This is a genomic window from Bacillus sp. M13(2017) (assembly GCF_002218325.1).
Taxonomy (GTDB): domain Bacteria; phylum Bacillota; class Bacilli; order Bacillales; family Bacillaceae_G; genus Bacillus_A; species Bacillus_A thuringiensis_K.
In genome coordinates this window covers 114,988-133,690 of sequence record NZ_KZ268504.1, presented here as the reverse complement: position 1 = coordinate 133,690, position 18,703 = coordinate 114,988, and the positions used below count along the sequence as shown (strand labels likewise).

The following is an 18,703-nucleotide window of genomic DNA, read 5'->3' as shown; positions in this document are numbered from 1 at the left end:
ACAAAAAAGCGAGAAAGTGATTATACACTTTCTCGCTTCTTTTACACTGCTTCTATTTCAAACTGCACTGTAATACCACTTGGATCTACCACCGCAAACCCATTTGTAGTTTCATTTATTTCATGTTGTTTTTCTATTAATCTTTCTTTCACTTCATCTAATGCTTCTTTATGCGGTAGTACAATCGCATATACCTTTAGTCCAGTTGCATGTACTGGTGGATGTGGATTGTTTACTCCGTTCCACGTATTTGCACCAATATGGTGATGATATCCCCCTGCTGAAATAAATAAGCAATCCTCTTCACGCTGTTGTACTTCAAAACCTACTGTTTCCACATAAAATTCATGTGATTTCTCTACATTAGCTATTCGTAAATGTACGTGCCCAACGACAGTATTAGCAGGCAAACCAGCAAACTCATAATCAACAAGTGTTGCCAATTCTTTTAAATCAAGTGGTGTACTTCCTCCTGGCCCTTCTCCCCATCGATCGCGCGGACGGTCTGCATAAATTTCAATACCATTCCCCTCTAAATCTTGCAAATAAAAAGCTTCGCTATATGTATGATCACTTGCACTATTAAACCTTGAAATTGGTAAAATTTCATTTGAATATGTATAACGCCCTTCTTGCTCAGCCGGGCTGTCAATTACATTCTTATTACGAAGAACCCCAAATAGCGCAGAAGCAAAAGCTTCACGAGTCGGAACTAAAAAGGCTACATGATATATACCAGTCGTACGCGGTTCTTGCAGTACCCCTTCCTCTAACTTTTCAAGAACAAGTAACGCGTTCTTTCCACCTTTTCCAGATAAATATGCTTTATTTTCCTCTTGCTTAATTACTTCTAAGCCTACAACATTTTCATAAAAAGCAATTTGACGCTCTAAATCTTTCACTTTAAATTCAACATGACCAATACGTGTTTTCGGATGAATTTGTACCATGAATAACTTCATCTCCTTATCCCTATATTTCCCCATTACATATAACCGTTACTATGAAGGATACAAGTAAAATCATCCTATGTAAATAATAAAAGTCAGAATTTACATACATTTTTATTTTCATAATAAAAAATGCACCTCCAATTGTTAGACTGTGTCTAACAATTGGGGTGCACTTCATTTTAACTTTTAGAAAAGGTGGCTTTTTAACTCTTATCTCATTTTATGTACTTCAGCAACTAGCTTTCCACCCTGAATGCCCATATAAAGCTTCACAGGTGCATCATTCGTATTTTCAAATACTAAATCTAAATATGGATATGCAATTGTAGCATCTCTTCCTTGTGGAACATAACCTACCGTTTTAGAATGTGTAGTTCTCTCCACCATTTTCAGGCCAGCTTGATCTGCTGCATTGTATAAAGTTGAAGATGTTTGACAAACACCACCGCCATATCCATCTACTAATTTACCATCAACTATTTCTTTCCCTAATTGATATCCTTTATCTGGTGTTGTATCACCGATTAATGAATTAAAAGAGAAACGGTCTCCTTTTGCTAGCACAACTCCATTTATGCTCGCTGCTGACAAACGAATATTCTCAATACGGCCACCTGTTGAACCACCTAAGTTCGTTTCATATCTACCAATTACCGTACCATTTCCTTGCGCATCACTTAATGTTGCGACTGGTTTTTTCTCCACGATCGGCAACTGATACGTAGCATCCCACATACCAACATTTAACAATTTATCTACTAATTCTTTTTCCATTAATTCATAAGAAGGTTTTCCTTCTTGCCAACTTCCATCAAGTGCTATACGTGAAGGAACCATTTTTTTGTCGACGCTTTTTCCAACCTCACCAACAACCTTTGTTACAGACTTTTTAAATTTCGCTTCATCTTCAAAATAGCCTAAACTAGATAAATCTAATTTTTTCACTTCAGTACCAGTTCGACCATCAACTAAACTAATAGTATTCTGCACTTCTGCTTTAGCCTCTACAGTGTGCCCACCAATATCACTTACCAATGCAACATCACTTACTTTTGCACCACAGCCACTCATTATAGCTACACATAACACCCCAACTAATATACCCTTTACTTTACGGAACAATATACTCTCTCCCTTTCCCCAACATCACTATTATGTATTTATTTCATTTTTATGTATGTTTTGTTACAATCATTTTACAATATGTTTATAAAATGTTACAAGTTATTTTTCACTCTATATAAATTACTCTTTTCTTTTACAAATGTCTATACATATTTACATAAAAGTTTGAGCTTGATAGAATTGTAACTTTTATGTAAACTCCCCTTTTATCCAGTATATACCATTAACCAAAAGAAATACAAATTAAAAACCCTCAAGCTATTTTTTATAAAGTGAAACTTTAATCAGTGGGAGTCTTACTGCCCAGCAAATAGCACGATAAAGAGAAATCCCTCAATATAAATAGGTATTTGCCGTGTCACCGCTCCGCTTTTGCACATACATTATGGTGAATTCAACCTATTTTAAAGAAATGGAGGATGTTATTATGTATCCCTACAATCCATATGATCCATATAATCAATATGCGTACCAACAACCACAGTATGACTTACAAGCACAATACCAATCTTATATAGATCAAGCAGAGCAAACGAATTCATATGACCAAAATAGACAATTCCAACTTCCAATCTCTTTTCCTGGCACTGGAAATCGTCAATTAGAAAGACGCGTAAATGAGCTTGAACAAAGAGTACGTCGACTAGAAAATACAGTTGAGCGCCATACACGTAGACTAAACCGCTTAAACCAACGTTTACGCACAGTAGAAAACAGACTAAACATTCCATTCGCAGCATTAGAAGACGGATTTTAATCGAGAAAATAAAAATTATATAAGGAAGGGGCTCCCCCTTCCTTATATAAATTGACGAAAGTTTTTTCCATCTCTATACTGATAAGAGTTAATGAAATGAAACAAGGTGATAAATATGGATTTTGAAATAAATTATCTTTCCTTTTATGTTGTACAAGTAGAAGGAAAAGGTGAAGCAGTTGATAAACGCTACAAACATTTTCAAACTTTAGACGCTGAAGAATATGAAGATAGCTCATTAAAAGAATTTTTGAATGGTGAGTTATTAAAAATATCAAAGCGAAAAGTAGAACGTCATGCAAAAACAGAACAAGCCCCAACAAAGATTGGTCGCTTTATTGTAGAAGAAGGACACGAACTGGATTCAAACCCTCATTACAACCTTTTTAATCGTATTCGCTTTGCAGAAACAAAGGAAAGCTTTAAAGATATGAGCGAACCTCTCGTTTATACATATCTTGACACAAGCGCTGTACGCGGAGGTGTATTTTTAATTGCACAGGCAAAACTACGCAAATACTTTGATGATCCATTCGTATTCGTAATGAAATGTGACTTCGAACCAAAGGTGGCTTCTATTTCTGATGAATCAACACTGATTCGTAACGTTGAAATGGCCATCACAACAAAGAATATGAAATCTATCCAATATCCGTACATGCCTGAAGAAGGTATGGTTGAAGTAGGCGAACTAAAAATACACCAAGCATCACATGCCCGCTACTTCGAAGACTTCTTAAAATTTGTCGAATATGAACGCTCTATGCCTGAAATTATGAAAACACAGGTAATGGACATGGTATACGACCAAATTGAAGATGTATTTGAAGAAGGTACGGAAGAACGCGAACAATTCGACCAAGCGATGGAAGTATGGGCTGCCAGTCCGAAACGCGAAATTATGGAACAATTTTCAACCGAAGAGGTAATGGAAGCAACCGCTCAAATCGTCGAGCACGCTCCTGAAGTGGAATTAAAGCTAAAAGCAGACCATATCTCTGTAAAGGCCCTGCTTGCTGATTTCGGGGATCAAATACATATTGCGAAGGTAAATGACCGATATGTACTTATGATTGAAGCAGACACACTTACGTTTGAAAAAGGCTTCTCTCCTATTGAGTTTCTGAAGCCAGATGAGCTGCAAGATGTGATTGAGCGGATTGAGAATAAGCAGCAGTATTCGTTTGATCCGAGCGGTATTGAATAAATACTTCCATATAACTATTTTTACTGAGCGCTTTTAACAAGCGCTCTTTTATTTTAGACTTAGTTGACATTTATATTAAAAACCGATTCTACTAAGAATCGGTTGCTCTGCTTTATAGCAAAATATGTTTATGTTTAAAATTTTTTAATCTAAGATGAAATTTGTTGCAGAATCAAGTAGATTCTTTCCTTGTTATACAAGCGTATTTCCATTAAAGATATCTGCTTCAATATTTCTAGTTGATTAAACCCTTCTATAAGTTTTTTATGTTGTTCCTTTTAGTCACTATGTATGTTCTCAAAATTAAAACTTCACTTCACTACCTCAAATTTATTGTACTCGTAAAAAGATAATTGAAAACGATATTCCGGATGTTCTCTTACCCAATCGTAGGCTTCTTCTAAAATTTCCATTTTGTTTTGCAAGTCATTAAGTTCACTACATTCGTCCTTTTTCTGTTTGCACAGAGGGCAGAATCCATTCACTATTTCCGCACTCGTCGCCCTAATAGTTTTACTTTCTAAATCAACTACTAGACGAAGAATAAAAGAATGCTCTTCTTTTGTAGTCACCTTCATTTCAGCAATCCCATCCTCATTCCAAAAGACACCGTTTAATTCCATCTTTACTGTGACATCTTTAATATCCAAGTCTACCACTACCACACCTCCCTTGTACAAAACTCAATCTTACTCTTCTATTTTAAACTTTAATACACCACAACTTAAAGAGATATTAAGTTTTTTCCAATTCTTCTTTACTATGAAAGAAAGTGTAGTTAATACTAATTGTGTGGTAAATATTATCCCAAAAACTAAAACAGTTAAAATGTTAAAGATTGTTTCCATTAAACTACACTCTTTTCTTTATATATATTTTTATTTTATTAATACGGTTTAAAACTCTTATTACATCTTAACACTCCCTAAGCCATTATAATGCGCAATCACAACAACAAGTTGATGCCTATTTAATATCAATACGCTGTTATTACATGTATGTAGTTAGAGATGGAGAAGAAATTCATTTAACCTCTGTATTCTCCTCCATTTCAGCCAAGTATCTAATCTGCCTTTCCGCTTTTCTAACCGCCGTACGAAAATGTTTTTTCAGCAGTTCTACTGTATTTTCACTTATATAATATCTTTCCGTTATACTTTCCCACGTGTCACTACTTTCAAATGTACTCCATTCAAAAAGGCGTTCTGTATCTTTCTTTAGTTCTTTAAACACCCATTTTCGCATCTTTTTTTTCGCTTTTTCTGTTAGTTTTCCGTTTTTTACAAGTTCAAGTTCACCATGTCTTTTGTATCGCTTATTAATATCTCTCTCACTATACACTTTAAGAAGTATATTTGCTGTATTTTCGGCATCTGCTAAAGCACGGTGCTGTTTCCCTTCCCACGTTAAAGCGAGCTGTTCTACCGCAAATTGTAAACTTGGCGTATGTTCAAACAATTCCTCATATGCTTGGAAAACAAATTTTTGCAAATCAATTCTACTTTCTTTTTCTATACTTGGGCATTCAACACCATGTAATGTACAATCATGAGATAGAAAACGATAATCTTCTTTTCCCCATGAAACAAATATAGAATCTTCGCCGATGAACTGAATAAATTTCTCTATAATTTGAGGGAATTTTTCTACACCCATTAAATCTTTCTTCGTAATACCGGTTAATTTTGTTGTATGACGAGTTAATCGTGCACTTGGTTTTACTAACTCCGAAAATTCTTCGATTATCTTCATTGTACCTATTTCTATTTTTACAGCTCCGATATCAACTATTTCTGACGGATCTTCTGATTTATACGGTCTGAAATTCCTCTCAATATCAAACACAATGTAATGTGTAGCGTTTTTCAATTTATTTACCTCTTTCTAAATTCCTTTTCACACAAACACTTTATTTTCAGTATTTATTTATTCATGTACTTTATACAAAAATACCCAAAAAAATAAATGAAAATTCAGTCTTGTTATGATATGTAAGTAGGAGGACATCTATAAAAATGCAAAAAAAAAGAAGGGCGAGCCCTTCTTTTTTCAAAAATTACTTCTTGTTTACGTTAGTAGCTTGAGGTCCACGGTTACCTTGTTCTACTTCGAAAGTAACTTCTTGACCTTCTTCTAAAGTTTTGAAGCCTTCGCCTTGGATAGCTGAGAAATGAACGAATACGTCTTCTCCGCCTTCAACTTCGATGAAACCGAAACCTTTTTCTGAGTTAAACCATTTTACTTTACCGTTTTGCATGAAAAAAATCCTCCTACAATGTACCTATATGTACATATTCATTTTCAACCACCTTACAATAATAAGCCAGATATTAAAAAACTGCAACCCCTGAGGAGATTTAACATTGCTATCCTCCTCGGAAGTTACAGCTCATTTAAATCTCTATATTATTAAAAGTAAAATGGTTTAAATATACTATATCATATCAATATAATAAAAGTAAAGTTTTTTTCTTAAATTATTTTTCGTTCCCACTGCATTGCTTTTAATTCGCCTGATCCGGCTACTACATAACCATCTTTTTGATTAACAATGCGCCATCCGTGCCCTTTAACTGAATCACATACTGTAACAATACCTTCGTCAAGAAGCACACGGCACACACTACTAATACCCGCCTTATTTTGTGTTGAAGTTGTATATAAAACATGTTGATCTACACTTAAGTCTAAATAACTACTTGCTTTCTGCTCACTTTGACATGTATGCCAATATATTTTTTCACTCGCAATACTTTCATCTATTTTACAATAAGAAATATTCCCGCTAACTCCCTTGCACGATCCACTTGCCGCTACTAAATAAGAATTGTGTAAAGTCAACGCGGAGATCATTTGATTTATCGCAATTTTAATCCTCTTTAATTTACGTGTCTTCAAATCAAAGAGCCAAACACCACCATATTTAGCATGTATTTTCGTACCAATAAATAAGTAATGCTTATATAAAAATAACGATCGAATAGACGGTGCCGCACTGCCATACTCAAGAAACGGATGAATAGTCTCCCATGTCGAACCGAAATTATTAGAAAGATACAGCGTTTTTTCTCCATGAGCAATGACAGTTCCTTGTACATTGCTACATACATTCCAACTCGTTGCTTTTGTTGGAAAACGCTGAATTGTCCAGTTCTCTCCACCATTCATACTACGAATAAAAATCCCTTCGTCACCTACACCATAAACTACATTATCTTCGCTATGTAAATCCCTAATTCGTTTTTGAAAACCATTTAAAATTCGTTTCCATTCTCCGTCTTGTTCAATAAATAAGCCATTATATGTAGTAGCTAACAACAGTTTTCCATCTCTTAACTTTGTAATAGCAGTTGCACTTAACATTGTCTCCACGTTGACACTCCCATTCTTAGAACTTCTCAGCAAATGCAATTGCAAAATTACTGCATTTTTCAACATCCTCTTCATCTTCTGGAGCTAATTCAATTTTCAATCCTTCTTGTACAAGCTCTGCACCACGTTCTACAAGTTTCTCTTCAAATATCGTTACCGCTTCACAAAACAGTTCATACGCCGTATCTCCTGATCCGAATACCGCTACTTTTTTCCCTGATAAATCTATATTTTCTAAGTCATCATGGAAATCTTCCGCTTCAAATGGTAGTTCACCATCTCCCCACGTATAAGATCCTAAAATGATTCCATCATAAGCTAATAATTCTTCAGCATCCATGCCTTCCATCTCTTGCAATACTACTTCATGATCAAAAGCATCTAAACTAACTTTTATTAAATCAGCAATACTCTCTGTATTTCCTGACATACTTGCATAAGCTATTAAAATTTTCGCCACTTCGGCATCCCCCTCTTACAATAAATGATTCTCATTCTCATTATATTAATAATGAGAATCAATTTCAATTGATTTTTTCTACTTTTATTTACATTACTTATTTCAAATAAAGTGAAACTTTAATGAGTAGGAGTTTTGTTCATCCCCCACTCATTATTAGTTGAACCAATCGGACTTTTACGGGCAGCAGGGCCCTCACCTAACTTCTTTGCTTCCACTGAATTTTGAGGTGGGGGGTCTTACTGTCCGGCAAATAGCGGGATAAATAAAAAAGCACAGATGACTATACAATCATCTGTGCTTTTTTATTACTTTTTAAAAATACCAAAAGGCTTTCCTACTGGTAAAACAACTTTTCCAAAGTGTGTATTTAACACTGCTGCTGCTGAACCATAGAAAGATAATAATGAAATAAGAAGTTCAGAATATGCTGCTAAATTATGCATTGCGTGCGGCATAACACCTAAAGTACTTAATGAAAGACCAATAAATAAGAAATCAATAAGGACAAAGATCATAAATAATACTTTATGTGTTTCCATTGCACCAATCGTCATAAAGATTGTGAAAATCAAATATCCGATAAAGGCTACACCAAGCTGTTTTGAATCTGCAGCTTGTGCTAATTTTTCGCCAAATACTCCAAGTTGAATTAACCAAGTCATTCCAACACCTAACCAAAATAGGCCGTACGCACCAAATGCTGTCGTACCGAATGTATTGTTATGCTTTGCATCGTGAATGCAAGCAAAGATTTGTGCAAATCCTCCTAAAAAGATTGCCCACGGTAATACAAGTGAAACGCCATCTGTTAAGCCTAACTTTTGAGATGATGCTACAAGTGTTACCATCGCTAATCCAAATAGACCAATTCCAGATGGATCCGCTGTTGTCATTTTCACATGATGTGTAGTAGTTTGATTGCTCATATAAACCTCCTGATTATAAACATACTCGAATACAATACTTAAATCAGAAGCCTATGTCAATGGTTTTTTTTGTATGTTGTCAGACGTTATATTTTATAATGATTAAATATATTTCCGACCACTTCATAAGGCTTTATATTCACTTTTTCCAACTCGTTTATCGGTAGCCATAACGGAATATAACTTCCTCTACCTTCCCGCTGAAATTCCTCAGCTGTTCCACTTCCGAACACTCCGCCTGTAATATAGGCATCATAATAATATTCATTTCCTTTATATTTTACCTTTGCAATAAGGTGCTCCACTTTTATATGTAGCCCTAATTCTTCATATACCTCTCTTTTCGTTGCCTCTTCAGGCGTTTCACCTTCCTCAACCCCTCCGCCAGGAAAAACATAATATGTTTCCTCTTCTCGAATACGTTTTATAAGAGCAATTTTCCCTTCCTGTACAATGATAGCCGCCCCGCGATTTCTTATCATTTTATTTCCTCAATACGAATCGCGACTGTTCCCCACTCTTTTTCTTGTTCTTTCGTATATATTTTGTATGTACTTTCTAACATTTCCTCTAAACTATCATTCTCACAATCCAATAATTTTTTATCAATTTGTTCATACATAGATTTAAAGCTCTCGTATCGCTTTATTTCCGTTACTTTTACCGTCATCATTTCCGTCGTCGTAAGATTCGTAAATACGATTTCATCGCCTTTGTTTATTAGTTGACGTTTTTTATCGTATAGGCGTACTTCATATACTTTTTTTCCTGATTGAATTGACTGAAACGGTTTATTATATAAACCCATTTCGTATCGCATACATCCCACTCCCTTTTGTTCATTTCACCTATTAATACAGTTCACATTACTACATCTTGCATATAATATTCCATACGTATCGCTTAATTGAGAAAGGAGGCTGAAGAAGCATGTTATATTTAAATCAAAAACCTGAATATAATAAATATGATATTGGTGATTATACTTATAGTAAAGTAGGGCCAACCATTTTTTCTTGGAACGATGAAACAAAATTAAAAATAGGTAAGTTTTGTTCCTTAGCAGAAGAAGTCGTTTTCATACTTGGCGGTGAACATCGAGCAGACTGGATAACAACTTATCCATTTAATGCACTTTTTGATGAAGGAGCACATATTACTGGTCACCCTTCTTCAAAAGGTGATATCGTAATTGGCAATGATGTATGGATTGGTTATCAATCCTGCATTTTATCTGGTGTTACAATTGGTAACGGGGCCATTATCGGCGCCAGGAGCATTGTTACAAAAGATGTACCCCCGTATGCAATTGTAGCTGGTAATCCTGCAAAATTTGTTCGATATCGTTTCCCGCAAGAAACGATTGACAAACTAGAGAATCTCGCATGGTGGGACTGGGACATTTCTGTTATAAAAGGAGCCATTCCATTACTACTCTCCGACAAAATCGACGAATTTTTCACCTCACCCAAAAAAGAATCTACATGATCAATACAGAAAGAGCATCCTTTTTTCCGGATGCTCTTTCTGTATTTATTTTTTATTTATTTGCAAATGATTACACGGAGAACATTGAAAAGGAATTTTCCCTAAGCAATTAAGATTCGTTTCACAAATTTGTTCTATCGTTGGAACAAATGGAATGACAACTATGTTACTTTCTACCATTTGTGTAACAGGTGGCAATACTGTGCCTACTTGATGTTCGAAACGAATACTCGCTTGGTTTATATAATTCCCTGAACCGCTTGGTGCTCTCTCCACTACTACTTGGAACGAAACTGTCTGTGCCTCACCCGGATTTAAACTTCCTATAAGAAATCCTGATACTGGATTTACATTTGACACTGGCGTATTATCAACAGTTACACTTCCAAGGACAAATCGAACACTACTATCTAACATATCTTGAAAACGAATATTTTGTATTGCTGTATCCCCCGTATTTGTAATAACTGTCGTAAACGTAATAACATCTCCAATCGTTGCTGTTTGATGGTCTGCCGTTTTTACGACTGTCGTTGAGACATTTTGAGGAATAAACGGGATAACAACTGTATTACTATCACCTTCAACTACTACTGGCGGCTCATTCGGATTTACAGTTGCGAGCCCATTCGCTGTAGCAGTATTTGTAACTAAATTATTTATTTGTTCTCCTGTTATGACAACTTGGAAATTAATAATTGCTGCATCATTTGGCTGAAAATCACCTAACGGAATACCAGTATTCGGGTTAGCGAATGGAAAAGGTACATCATTTACCGTTACCGTGCTATTTATAAATAGCGTATTCGGATCAATGATATCTGTTAACACAATATTGGTCACAGGAACTGTACTATCATTTATAACGGCAATTCCGTAAGTGACAACATCCCCTACCATCGCTACTTCAAAGTTTGCTCCTTTTGCAACAAATAAGATTGCAGTATTTACCGTTACAATAACTGTATTGCTCGTGTCCATCAATGTAACTGGCGGCTCTCCTGGTACTAAAATATATTCTGCTAACGCTCCAGCAACATTTACTACTGTTCCACCATCCGGAAAACTTGTAATCGTAGCTTCATATGTTACAAGTGCCGTCTCACCAACTGGAATATCTGGTATCGTAAATCCAATCTGCGGATTTAACCCCGGTTGTGGAACCCCATTTATCGTTACACTATTTGGTACGAAATCAGCTTCCTGAGATAGTACATCGATAAATTGAACATTCATTGCATCAGCAGTACCAGTATTTAATATACGAACAGTATACGTTACCGTTTCTCCTACGCCAACAACTGAATGGTCTACTTCTTTTAGCATTTCTAAGCTGCCTCTATTTATCGGCGTAACCGTCGTATTACTTGAATTTGTAATTGTAGACGGAGGTTCTCCTGGAATCAATTCGAAATCACCCGTTACTCTTGCTGTATTCATAATGCTACTAGACGGCGGAACTGCGATTACATTTACTTCAAATGTAATTAATACGCTATCCCCTACTGCAAGATCCGGTAATGAAAAGCCTACAAATGGATTTAAACCTACTTGCGGAATCCCATTTATTTGTACACTTCCAGGAACGAATTCTAAACTAGGTGATGGGACATCAATAAACTGAACATTCGTTGCTGTTACCGTTCCCGTATTTGTAACTTGCACACTATACGTTAACGTATCTCCTAAACGTGTTGCTTCTTTATTTACAGATTTTATAACGCTAAAACGCCCTCTATTTATTCTTGTTATCGTCGTATTACTCGGCTCTGTTACTACAACCGGTGACTCTCCTGGTACTAAAGTAAAGCTTCCTGTTATATTTGCAACGTTCGTAATTGTTCCTGATGACGGGATGTTTGTAACTATCGCTTGAAACGTCACGATAACCGTTTCACCAACTGGTATATCTCCAACTCCAAATCCAGTAATTGGATTTAAGTTTGGTTGCAGGGCTCCATTTATCGTTACACTATTTGGTACAAATGACGCTCCTGCTGAAATAGTATCAATAAACTGAACATCATTAGCTGTTACTGTTCCTGTATTCGTTATTTGAACCGTATACGTTAATACATCTCCAACGAGAGTAGCAGCCCTATTTACTTGTTTTATAACATTAAATTGTCCTCTATTTACAGTAGTAAGTGTTGTATTGCTCGGCTCTGTTACTATAACTGGTGGTTCTCCTGGTACTAATACAAAACTTCCTGTTACATTTGCCGTATTGGCAATTGTTCCGTTTGTTGGCACACTAACAACAGTTACTTGGAATGTGACTTCTACACTTTCACCTGGATTTATATCTGGAAGCGGGAATCCATTGTTCGGATTGAACCCAGGTTGTAACACACCGTCTATCGTTACACTATCTGGTACAAATGTGATAGAGGCCGGTAATACATCGCTATATTGAACATTCGTCGCTACCACTGTTCCTGTATTTTGAACGACTGTTGTATATGTGATTGTATCGCCTACTGCAACAACCGGCTGACTTACTGATTTTAAAACATTCAAACCAGATTCATTGATTTCTGTTAATGTCGTATTACTTGTCGTTGTTTCCGTAATAGGCGGTTCTGTTTCACTTACAGCAAATGTAGCTGTAACGTCTACAAAATTAACAATCGTTCCACCTTCTGGTATGCTTGTAACCACTTCCTGATATGTGACAAGTACAAAATCATCGACAGGTATATCTGGAACTGTAAAACCAATGAAAGGATCTAATCCTGGTGCTGGTACCCCGTTTATGCTCACACTTCCTGGTACAAATGCTACACCCGCGGAAGTAGTATCGATAAATTGAACATTCGTCGCTGGCACTGTTCCGAAATTAAAAATCAATACATCATACGTTAATATTTCTCCTACCGTCGCTACTTCTTTATCTACTAGTTTCAATGGAAAAATAAACGCTATATTAATTGTCGTAACGACTAAATTTGTTAATATCGTTTCCGTAATCGGTGGTTCCTGCGGATTTGGTTGTGAAGTAAATGTAACATCTGCATCATTTAATATGACTTCATTATCTGGAATTTCTGTAATCGTCACTTGGAATGTGACCTCAATACTTCCACCAGCGATTAATAATGGAGTAACTGTAAATCCTATTTCTGGATTTAATCCTGGTTGCTGCACTCCACCTATCGTTACACTATTGTCAACAAACGTCGTCCCTTCTGGAATGACATCTTGGAAGAGTACATCTGTAACAGGGATAATTCCTACATTCGTTATTAGCACTGTATACGTTAATACATCCCCGACAGCCCCAGTTGCAACATCAACTGTTTTTGTTGCTGTTACTTCACCAGGAGGAGGTAACGGTATTGTAACTACCGTTGTATTACTTGAATTCGTTGTTGTTACAGGTGGTTGTAAAGGATTCAATAAGAAAGTGGCTGTAGCAGATGCTGTATTTAATACTGCTCCACGTGTAGACGGTGCAACTACCGTAACTTGGAACGTTACTGTCAATGATGTTCCAGCTGCAATATTAGGAAGCGGGAAACCAATATTTGGATCAAATCCAGGTTGAGGCGTTCCATTTATCGTTACGCTATTTGCTACAAATGTTGTTTCTAAAGCAATTGGATCAATAAAAGAAACATTCGTTGCTGTTACTGTGCCGTTATTTCGAATGACTACAGAATACGTGTAAGTTTCTCCAAGTGCTGCTTGTTGTACAGATGAAGATTTTTGTATATTTAGCTGTGCTGTGTTTACTTGCGTCACTACAAAATTACTATTTGTTACAGTCGTTATTGGAGGGTTTGCTGGATTTATAAGAAAACTTGCAGTAACGTTCGATTGGTTTCTTATATTTCCACCGTTCGGAACACTCGTCACTGTAACTTGAAACGTAATCGTAGATGTTTGCCCGACCGGAATATTTGGTACTGGGAAACCTGCCATAGGATCCGCACCTTGCTGCACGACTCCGTTTATCGTCACACTATTTGCTACAAAGGCAGTACCAGACGGAATTGGATCTTGAAAAATAATATTCGTTGCAGGAACAGTTCCTGTATTTTGAATAAGAATCGTATACGTTAACGTATCTCCTACTCCTGCTTGCGATGTATTTACACTCTTCATTACATTAAGTGATCCTACATTCACTCGCGTCACAACAATATTACTAATCGTTACAATTGTAATTGGCGGCTGGAGAGGGCTTACTTGGAAATCCGCAGTTACATTCGCAGTATTCGGAAGAACTCTATTTGGTGGTACACTCGTGATTGTCACTTGAAAAGCAACTGTTACCATCCCTCCTACTGGAATATTGGCAAGTGGAAATCCAGTTGTTGGGTTTAAACCTGGTTGAGATGTTCCGTTTATTGTTACACTATTTGTTACAAACGTTGTTCCAACTGGAATTGGATCAAGAAATGATACATTTGTCGCTGCTACCGTTCCACTATTTTGTATACGAACTGTATATGTTAACGTATCTCCTATTCCTGCTTCAGTAGCGCTTACACTCTTTCTCACATTTAACCCTGAAGAATTCACGACTGTCATAACAGTATTACTTGGTACCGTTACAGTAATTGGTGGTTCTGTGGGATTTACAAGAAAATCTCCAGTTACATTCGCATTATTTAGGACATTATTTCCTTGGGGAATGTCATCAATTAATACTTCAAACGTAACAATTACACTCGCACCAGTAGGCAAATTATTTAATGGGAATCCGAATTCTGGATCTGCCCCTTCTTGTAAGACCCCATTCACAAAGACACTGTTTTCAATAAATAATGTACCTTGTGGAATTGAATCTTGGAAAAATACATTTGTTGCTGGTACACTACCTGCGTTTATGATTTCGATTGTATATACTAAAACATCCCCTACCGTTGCAACATCCGTATTCACTGATTTCACAACTTCAAAGTTCCCTGATTGTACTGTTGTATTCACAATGTTACTCGGAACATTGATTGTTACGGGTGGTTCACTCGGATCCACTTGAAAACTTGCTGTTACATTTGCTTGATTTAAAATATCTTCATTTTCTGGATCCTGTACAATTAATACGTCAAATGTGACTACAACTGTTTGAGCCGCAGGAATATTCGGAAGAGAAAATCCTGTATTTGGATTCAATCCACTTTGTGGTACGCCATTAATTGTTACAGAATTTGCAACAAATGAGACAGCGGGAGAAATAGTGTCTTGGAAAAACACGTTTGTTAACGGAACGTTTCCTGTATTTTGGACGGCAATCGTATATGTTAAAGTATCACCTACTGCCGCTTGTGTCGTATTCACTTCTTTTATTACATTTAAACCACCTGTATTAACTTGTGTCACAACTGTATTCGTTTGTCTATTAATCGTCACTGGTGGTTGATTCGGAATAACAACGAAATTAGCAGATACATTTCCGCGATTCGCAATCGTGCCTCCGGATGGCGTAGATGTAACCCGTACTTGAAATGTAACCGTCCTACTTCCGCCTGGAGAAATATTTGCTATCGTAAACCCAGTTGCCGGATTTGCTCCAGGTTGTGAAATCCCATCTATAGTTACACTATTTACGATAAAAGTCGTTCCAGTTGGGATTGGATCTTGAAAAACAACATTCGTCGCAAGTACATTTCCTGTATTCTCAATTGTAACGGTGTACGTAAGAACGTCATTTACAGTTGCAAAAGCTCGATCTACTGTTTTTCGCGTTCTTATATCAGCTACATTAATTGTAGTAAATACAGTATTACTTGTCGCTTGACCTGAAATTGGTGTTTGACCAGGCACTGGGGTATAGGTAAATGTTGCACTTGCACGATTTGGAATTGGATTTACAAGAGGATTAGATGTTACTCGAACTTGAAAGCGGACTACAGTCGTTTGCGAGGCATTAATACTCCCAAGATTAATACTACTTGCTGGATTTGCTCCTGGACGCGCTACTCCATTTACCGTAACACTATTTGGAACAAATGTTGTTCCAGCAAGGATATTATCAACAAAAATAACATTGTTCGCAGTGATGTTTCCATTATTCGTCACATTAACTGTATACGTTAATATGTCATTAATTGTTGCTGTTTGCAAATCTACAGACTTTTGTAAGCTTACATTCGCACGATTAATTATCGTCTGTACTGTATTTGAAGAAGCTGTACTTGTAACGAGTGGGCTTCCTACGAAAGGACGGAATTGATAAGATACCACCGCACGATTTGGAATTGGATTTGGATTTGGAAATGACGTGATCCTTACCTGAAATGTTACAATTCTCTGCGCATTATTAGGTATCGTTCCTAAATTAATTCCACTAGCTGGGTTCGCGCTCGGTTGCGCTACTCCCCCTACCGTCACACTACCAGTTATAAACGTCGTTCCGTTTGGAATACTGTCTTGTAATACAACGTTATCTGCACTTCCTGTCCCTGTATTCGGAACAGTAATTGTATAGGTGAGAATATCTCCAACTCCTGCAACTGTTTTATCAACTGATTTAACAGGATTAATAATTGGACCCGTCGCATCAATTTGAACACCAAAACCAGCTGCAGCGTATCCATCTCCATTTGTAACGAATCGAACTGTTGCTGACGTTTGATTATTTACTAATGATGAAGTGGCATTTACATTTGTAATATCCCATCCTTGTCTTCGGACAGCCAAAGCTATCCCTAAAGGCTGATTCAACTCTCCAAACGTTCCAGTTGTATCTAACTCTCCAATGTCGTTACAAATTTGTGACTGAAAGAAATTATTAGCAGGGTTTCTCGGGCCGAATAATGCAATTGTAGCATTTGCATTCGGGCCGAAGCGAAGTTGATCTCCAACAATGTTGGAATCACCTTCTTGAGCAGTTACGAGCACTCTTCCTGTAACTGCTCCTGTTCCCGGAGTAGCAAATCCTGAAATGATAGTATCAACTGGTGGTGATGAAGCATCGATAATTTCTTGACCTGCATATACCGACAAATTCCGAAGTGGTAAACTTGCATTTTGATACACTACCTCAAGCGTCCATCCAGCTGAACGACTGATTGTCGGATCAGCCGAAGTTCTTGTAGCTGGCACGGCCCCTGTCGTATAAGTTCCTGCCCCACCCGCACTAACAAGATTCGTTACATTAGCAGAGCGAGCATAATAAAACTGATTGCCTACTGAGCCTTGCTGCGCGGTAGCAGGATCTGGCGTAACAGAAAATGTTCCTGCTGGTGTTGTAAATGTAATATTATCATTTAAAAATGGTAAAACATCTTCCGTATCAGTCCGGAAAGTTCCTGCCCAAACTAACTCTGCATACAAAATACTACTCCCTGCCGGAAGATTTAAAATTGCACTTGAAGAATTCAATCGCCAGTCATCCGTTGTACCTGCTGGGAACCCTGGTACTTGCAGCGCTGTATTTACCGTTGTAAAAACAGCAAGTGTACCAAAAATATTACCTGGTGCAGGCGATGTGGGACTAAGTCCTAACGTGTTCCCAGTGAACGTGACGGCACCAGTTACTGTTGTCGTAAAGCGATTCAAAAAAGGCACGTAATCATCTCATTTCATTTATAGTAAAAAGTGCTCTATACTATAAAATGTAGACAAACTATGCAATGTACTTTGTCCAACAAAATTCCGCACGTATGAGAGGAGCTTACTACACTATGCGCTATGTTATTATAACAGGAACTTCACAAGGTTTAGGTGAGGCTATCGCCGCGCAATTGTTAGAAGAAAACACGAGTATTATCTCTATTTCTAGAAGAGAAAATAAAGAACTTACGAAACTTGCACAGCAATATAATAGCAATTGTGTTTTCCACTCCTTAGATCTTCAAGATGTACATAATTTAGAAACGAACTTTAACAAAATCATTTCATCTATTCAAGAAGACACTGTATCATCTATTCATTTAATTAATAACGCTGGTACACTCGCACCTATGAAACCAATTGAAAAAGCAGAAAGCGAACAATTCATTACGAACGTTCACATTAATTTACTTGCACCTATGATTCTTACATCTACTTTCATGAAGCATACGAAAGAATGGAAAGTAGATAAACGCGTTATAAATATTTCATCTGGCGCAGGAAAAAATCCTTATTTCGGATGGGGCGCTTATTGTACAACGAAAGCAGGTGTAAATATGTTTACACAGTGCGTAGCGACTGAAGAAGGGGAAAAAGAATACCCAGTAAAAATCGTCGCTTTTGCACCTGGTGTTGTTGATACAAATATGCAAGCACAAATTCGTGAAACAAATAAAGAAGACTTCACAAATTTAGACCGCTTCATCACATTAAAAGAAGAAGGAAAACTATTATCACCTGAATATGTAGCAAAAGCTATTCGTAACTTACTAGAAACTGAAGACTTCCCTCAAGGCGAGGTTATTAGAATTGATGAATAACAAAAAGGCGTGCTAAATTAGCATGCCT

General features: G+C 36.9%; 15 protein-coding genes. 4 read left to right on the top strand and 11 right to left on the bottom strand.

Going from position 1 to position 18,703, the window contains the following annotated elements; translation table 11 throughout:
- Positions 1 to 41: 41 nt before the first annotated feature.
- Together CGQ22_RS14330 and CGQ22_RS14325 are read right to left on the bottom strand one after the other, a co-directional pair.
- Positions 42 to 950 (bottom strand): VOC family protein, encoded by a 909-nt coding sequence (locus tag CGQ22_RS14330; RefSeq protein WP_061884464.1) that lies wholly within the window; start codon positions 948 to 950, stop codon positions 42 to 44.
- Positions 951 to 1,163: 213 nt separating this feature from the next.
- On the bottom strand, positions 1,164 to 2,075 hold the full coding sequence (locus CGQ22_RS14325; protein ID WP_089148870.1) for a VanW family protein: 912 nt from the start codon (positions 2,073 to 2,075) through the stop codon (positions 1,164 to 1,166).
- Between the two features lie 430 nt (positions 2,076 to 2,505).
- Between CGQ22_RS14325 and CGQ22_RS14320 the strand changes: the two genes are divergently transcribed.
- Together CGQ22_RS14320 and CGQ22_RS14315 are read left to right on the top strand one after the other, a co-directional pair.
- On the top strand, positions 2,506 to 2,835 hold the full coding sequence (locus CGQ22_RS14320) for a hypothetical protein (RefSeq protein ID WP_000283713.1): 330 nt from the start codon (positions 2,506 to 2,508) through the stop codon (positions 2,833 to 2,835).
- A 115-nt stretch (positions 2,836 to 2,950) separates the two neighbouring features.
- Positions 2,951 to 4,042: a DUF3900 domain-containing protein gene (locus CGQ22_RS14315; protein ID WP_000345055.1), complete on the top strand. Its 1,092-nt coding sequence runs from the start codon at positions 2,951 to 2,953 to the stop codon at positions 4,040 to 4,042.
- A 311-nt stretch (positions 4,043 to 4,353) separates the two neighbouring features.
- Here the strand turns inward: CGQ22_RS14315 and CGQ22_RS14310 are convergent, their stop codons facing one another.
- From CGQ22_RS14310 to CGQ22_RS14270, 8 genes are all read right to left on the bottom strand, one after another.
- Positions 4,354 to 4,701, bottom strand: a complete 348-nt coding sequence (locus CGQ22_RS14310; RefSeq protein ID WP_000227979.1) for a hypothetical protein — start codon at positions 4,699 to 4,701, stop codon at positions 4,354 to 4,356.
- Between the two features lie 364 nt (positions 4,702 to 5,065).
- Positions 5,066 to 5,911 (bottom strand): exonuclease, encoded by an 846-nt coding sequence (locus tag CGQ22_RS14300; RefSeq protein WP_000786428.1) that lies wholly within the window; start codon positions 5,909 to 5,911, stop codon positions 5,066 to 5,068.
- A 187-nt stretch (positions 5,912 to 6,098) separates the two neighbouring features.
- Positions 6,099 to 6,299 (bottom strand): cold shock-like protein CspB, encoded by a 201-nt coding sequence (gene cspB / locus CGQ22_RS14295; RefSeq protein ID WP_001179150.1) that lies wholly within the window; start codon positions 6,297 to 6,299, stop codon positions 6,099 to 6,101.
- 215 nt (positions 6,300 to 6,514) lie between these two features.
- Complete coding sequence (locus CGQ22_RS14290) at positions 6,515 to 7,414, bottom strand: WD40/YVTN/BNR-like repeat-containing protein (protein ID WP_000449488.1); 900 nt, start codon at positions 7,412 to 7,414, stop codon at positions 6,515 to 6,517.
- 16 nt (positions 7,415 to 7,430) lie between these two features.
- Entirely contained in the window at positions 7,431 to 7,874 is a 444-nt protein-coding gene (locus CGQ22_RS14285) for a flavodoxin (protein ID WP_001062755.1), read from the bottom strand.
- A gap of 308 nt (positions 7,875 to 8,182) precedes the next feature.
- The gene (locus CGQ22_RS14280; RefSeq protein WP_000070938.1) at positions 8,183 to 8,803 is read right to left on the bottom strand and encodes an acetate uptake transporter; all 621 of its coding nucleotides are present in this window, start codon (positions 8,801 to 8,803) and stop codon (positions 8,183 to 8,185) included.
- A gap of 86 nt (positions 8,804 to 8,889) precedes the next feature.
- Positions 8,890 to 9,285 carry an NUDIX hydrolase gene (locus CGQ22_RS14275; RefSeq protein WP_000620833.1) on the bottom strand — a complete coding sequence of 132 codons (396 nt, stop codon included), beginning with the start codon at positions 9,283 to 9,285 and terminating at the stop codon, positions 8,890 to 8,892.
- A complete protein-coding gene (locus CGQ22_RS14270) occupies positions 9,282 to 9,623 on the bottom strand; it encodes an ASCH domain-containing protein (RefSeq protein ID WP_001268365.1) in 342 nt (113 codons plus the stop codon). Before CGQ22_RS14270 ends, CGQ22_RS14275 begins: the two co-directional genes overlap by 4 nt.
- 110 nt (positions 9,624 to 9,733) lie before the next feature.
- Between CGQ22_RS14270 and CGQ22_RS14265 the strand changes: the two genes are divergently transcribed.
- Complete coding sequence (locus CGQ22_RS14265) at positions 9,734 to 10,291, top strand: CatB-related O-acetyltransferase (RefSeq protein ID WP_000966299.1); 558 nt, start codon at positions 9,734 to 9,736, stop codon at positions 10,289 to 10,291.
- A gap of 45 nt (positions 10,292 to 10,336) precedes the next feature.
- On the opposite strand, the gene CGQ22_RS14260 is transcribed toward CGQ22_RS14265, so the two are convergent.
- A complete protein-coding gene (locus CGQ22_RS14260) occupies positions 10,337 to 17,809 on the bottom strand; it encodes a DUF7507 domain-containing protein (RefSeq protein WP_089148869.1) in 7,473 nt (2,490 codons plus the stop codon).
- A gap of 116 nt (positions 17,810 to 17,925) precedes the next feature.
- On the opposite strand from CGQ22_RS14260, the gene CGQ22_RS14255 reads away from it, so the two are divergent.
- Positions 17,926 to 18,675 (top strand): (S)-benzoin forming benzil reductase, encoded by a 750-nt coding sequence (locus tag CGQ22_RS14255; RefSeq protein WP_001271038.1) that lies wholly within the window; start codon positions 17,926 to 17,928, stop codon positions 18,673 to 18,675.
- The last annotated feature ends 28 nt before the right edge of the window (positions 18,676 to 18,703 follow it).